Source organism: Methylobacterium sp. B1 (assembly GCF_000333255.1).
Classification (GTDB): Bacteria; Pseudomonadota; Alphaproteobacteria; order Rhizobiales; family Beijerinckiaceae; genus Methylobacterium; species Methylobacterium fujisawaense.
Window position 1 is genome coordinate 1 of sequence record NZ_BACT01000257.1, and the last position, 3,847, is coordinate 3,847.

Below are 3,847 nucleotides of genomic sequence, written 5' to 3' on the forward strand. Positions count from 1 at the left end.
CCGCACATGCCGGCTTGACGCGAGGTGCTCCGCCGCACCAAACCCGGGGGGAGAGCGAGAGGGGCGGCGACCGGCATGGTGACACGGGGCTTCGTCGGACGCAGGCAGCCGCCGGAAACGGGCGCGCGCCTGCCGCCGGGTCAGTATCTCACCGACGATTTCCCGATCCTCCAGATCGGCCCCAACCCGACCGTTGACCTGGCCACCTGGACGTTCACGCTGCGCGCGGGATCGCGGCCGATCAAGGCGTGGAGCTGGGCGGAATTCGAGCCCTTGCGGGTAGAGCAGGCAAGCACGGACCGCGGCGAGCTGTCGGACGCGGAGAGGTGCGGAGGGTTCTAAGGGCATCCGCAGAGAGGGTTTCTGTCGGGATAGCTGTCGGGGCAGCCATTCCGGTCTCTGCTAAGTTTTGGTCGGAGTGGCAGGATTTGAACCTGCGACCCCCACGTCCCGAACGTGGTGCGCTACCAGACTGCGCTACACTCCGAAGGCCGTCCCGCGTCTCCGCCAAGGCCGGCGAGCGGGTGTATAGCCGCGCCTTTCCCCCACCGCAAGCGCGGTGTTGCGCCTTTTCAGCCGAGATGTTCGGGCCAATCGTCGGAGAGCCGGTGGCTCGTGATCGCCACCGCGGCCGAGCGCACCGCAACCGTGGCGAGATGGTCCGCGCCGCAATCGAGATCCGCGAGACTCCACGGGCCGTCCAGTGTCCAGGATCCGTCGCCGACCGCCCGGAGGAGACGCGGGGCTTCAGGCGGAACGGTGACGCTGAACCGGTCGAGGGGCAGCGACAGGCCGCTGCCGAGCGCCTTCACCACGGCTTCCTTGCGGGTCCACAGACCGAAGAAGGCACGCTCGACCGTGCTCCGGGATGCTCGGGACAGGGCTGACACCTCGTCGGCGGCGAAATGCGCCCGCGCGATCCGCAGCGCGTCCACGATCGGCCGGACGGCCTCGACATCGACACCGATGGGCATGTCGCGCGCGATGCCGATCACCGCCCGCGCTCCGGAATGCGACAGGTTGAACTGCCAGGCGCCTCGCGCCGCACTCGCGAGCTCCGGCTTGCCGCCGGGGCCGGCCGTGATCTCCACTTCGGCCGGCGGGAGACCGAGCACGTCGGCGAGCACCGTTCGGAGCGCCGCATGGCTGGCGACGAAGCGCGCCCGATCCGCCGGCCGCAGGAACCGGTCCGCGCGCAGGCGCTCCGCGCCGTCGAGTACGGCGTCGCAGCGATGGAGCCGGTCCGGAGAAAGCCCGAGATCGACGATCCAGACCCGAGCCGCGCTCACGCGACGCCTCGCAGGGGCGGAGAGCTGGCGCTAGCGTCGGCAGGGCGAAACGGCACGGGCGGGGATCCGGTGAGGGCGGTATGAGCAGCATCGGAAACAAGCCCGCCTCCCGCAAGGAGCGGCGTGCGCGATGACCCCGATTGCCGCGGGTTTCGGCAGCGCCCCCTCGGATAAGCCGAGCCTGCACCGGCGAAGGGTCCGCTACGGGGTGTTCTTCGCCACCTATCTCTACCAGGGCCTCATCGCGGGCTTCTCGCTCACCGCCCTCGCCAACCATCTGGCGGCGCAGGGCGTTTCGTCGGCCGAGGTCGGCGTTCACTTCGCCCTGGCGGGACTGCCCTGGACGTTGCAACCCCTGCTCTGGGGACCCTGGGTGGACCGGGCCGGCGACACGCGGATGGGCCGGCGTCGGCCCTTCGCGGTCGCAGCGCTCGTCGGATGCCTCGCGAGTCTCGCGCTCCTCCTCGTCGTCGGAAGCAACGCCATCGGTGCCTTGGGACTGGTCTTCCTCGTTCACAGCGTGTTCGCGTCGCTGCTCGACACCGCCTGCGACCGGATGATCATGGACCATGTCCCGGCGCACGAGCTCGGCCGGGTCAGCGCCTGCACGCGCGCGGGCTTCGTGGCGGGAACCAGCCTCAGCGCCGGGCTCTTCGGCTGGATGCTGGCGACCTGGGGATTCGCCGCGAGCAGCCGCTGGCTGCTCGTCGCCGCGATCCTCGCGAGCCTGCCGATGCTGCTGATCCGCGAGGCGCCGACCGACGCGTTCCTGTCCCTCGAGCGCCGCGGACCGGCACCGCGCCGCGTCCCGATCCGGCGCTTCCTGCGCCGGACCGTCGTCGCGCTCCAGCGGCCGCGTGCCCTGCGTCTGCTCGCCTTGTGCTTCGGCCTGGACGCCGCCCTGGGTCTGTTCGAGCTGCCCTTCTCGATCGATCTGCTCCAGCGTCAGGGCTGGGATGCCGCCGGCCTGTCGCGCCTTCAGGCGATCCTGACCCTGGCGAGCGGCACGGCCGGCGCCGTCGCGGTGGGTCTCTGGTCGGATCGGGCGGGGGCAGCAGCGCCCTTGCGCGTGCTGCTCCTGGGAAGCGCCGTCACCTTCGCGCTCGCCGGCAGCCTGATCGGCGCCGGCCTCATCGGGGCGGCGGGACCGGTGATCCTGGCGCTCACCAGCGTGCTGCCCGGCCTGCTGATCGTCGCCCTGATGCCGGCCCTGCTCGAGTCGAGCCGGGGCCGACCGGGCGCGGCCACGCAGTTCGAAGTCTACATGGCCGCCATGAATCTGGGCTCGGTCGCCGGCACCGCCGTCGCGGGCTGGCTGGCGCCCCTGCTGCCGCTGCACGGGGTCGCCGTCCTCGTCGCCGCAACATTCCTGGCGGCGTTCCGGATGGCGGGAGACGGCGGCCTGCTCAAGTCCCATGCTTGAGGGAACAGGGGACTGCGCGCCACAGCCGACTCCCCGTTGGCCGCCGATGCGTTAGAACCCCGCCATGGCCGTTACGAAATCCGATCCGCTCGATCTCGACCTCACCGCCGAGGATGCGCGCGCCGAGTACGCGCGGCTGTCGGACGCGCTCCTGGAGGCCGACCGGCTGTACTACCAGGAGGACGCGCCCGAGATCTCGGACGCCGAGTACGACCGGCTGCGCCGCCGCCTCGAGGAGATCGAGGCGCGCTTTCCGGATCTCGCCGGCACCGGCGCGGCCAGCACGTCGGTCGGCGCAAAGCCCTCGGAAAAGTTCGCCAAGGTGCGGCACGCCGTACCCATGCTCTCGCTGGGAAATGCCTTCGACGATGGGGAGGTGGCCGAGTTCGTCGCGCGCGTGCGCCGCTTCCTGGGCTGGCCCGACGAGACACCCCTCGCCTTCACGGCCGAGCCCAAGATCGACGGCCTGTCCCTGTCGCTGCGCTACGTGAACGGGCGGCTCGACACCGCGGCCACCCGCGGCGACGGCGAGGTCGGGGAGAATGTCACGGCCAATGCCCGCACGGTGCAGGACATCCCGGCGGTGCTCGCGGGGTCCGGCTGGCCGGAGATCTGCGAGGTGCGCGGGGAGGTCTACCTGTCCCACGCCGATTTCGCCGCCATCAACGCCCGGCAGGAAGCGGCCGGCAAGCCGCTCTTCGCCAATCCGCGCAACGCCGCGGCCGGGAGCCTGCGCCAGCTCGATCCCGCGATCACCGCGTCCCGTCCGCTCCGGTTCTTCGCCTATGCCTGGGGCGAGCTGTCGGCGCCCATCGCGGAGACGCAATCCGGCAGCCTCCAGCGCTTCGCGGACTGGGGCTTGCCGGTGAATCCCCGCACCGAGACCTTCACGGACACGGAGGCGATGCTCGCCCATTACCGCCGCATCGAGGCGGACCGGGCCGGGCTCGGCTACGACATCGACGGCGTCGTCTACAAGGTCGACGACCTCGGCTTGCAGAAGCGTCTCGGCTTCGTCTCGCGCTCGCCGCGCTGGGCCCTCGCCCACAAATTCGCCGCGCAGGAAGCCACGACGGTAATGGAGGACATCGTCATCAATGTCGGCCGCACCGGCTCCCTGAACCCGCTGGCGAAG

The 3,847-nt window shown here is 71.0% G+C and carries 4 protein-coding genes and 1 tRNA gene; 3 read left to right on the top strand and 2 right to left on the bottom strand.

Annotated elements, in window-relative coordinates; translation table 11 throughout:
- The first annotated feature begins 75 nt into the window (after positions 1–75).
- The gene (locus I53_RS07390) at positions 76–342 is read left to right on the top strand and encodes a hypothetical protein (protein ID WP_051044718.1); all 267 of its coding nucleotides are present in this window, start codon (positions 76–78) and stop codon (positions 340–342) included.
- A 68-nt stretch (positions 343–410) separates the two neighbouring features.
- On the opposite strand, the gene I53_RS07395 is transcribed toward I53_RS07390, so the two are convergent.
- Positions 411–487: transfer RNA gene (locus tag I53_RS07395), tRNA-Pro, on the bottom strand.
- A gap of 85 nt (positions 488–572) precedes the next feature.
- On the bottom strand, positions 573–1,289 hold the full coding sequence (locus tag I53_RS07400; RefSeq protein WP_043348533.1) for a 4'-phosphopantetheinyl transferase superfamily protein: 717 nt from the start codon (positions 1,287–1,289) through the stop codon (positions 573–575).
- A 130-nt stretch (positions 1,290–1,419) separates the two neighbouring features.
- Between I53_RS07400 and I53_RS07405 the strand changes: the two genes are divergently transcribed.
- Both I53_RS07405 and ligA read left to right on the top strand, forming a co-directional pair.
- Positions 1,420–2,712 carry an MFS transporter gene (locus I53_RS07405; protein WP_043348536.1) on the top strand — a complete coding sequence of 431 codons (1,293 nt, stop codon included), beginning with the start codon at positions 1,420–1,422 and terminating at the stop codon, positions 2,710–2,712.
- 64 nt (positions 2,713–2,776) lie between these two features.
- A partial coding sequence (gene ligA / locus I53_RS07410; protein ID WP_043348538.1) for an NAD-dependent DNA ligase LigA occupies positions 2,777–3,847 on the top strand: 1,071 nt, incomplete at its 3' end.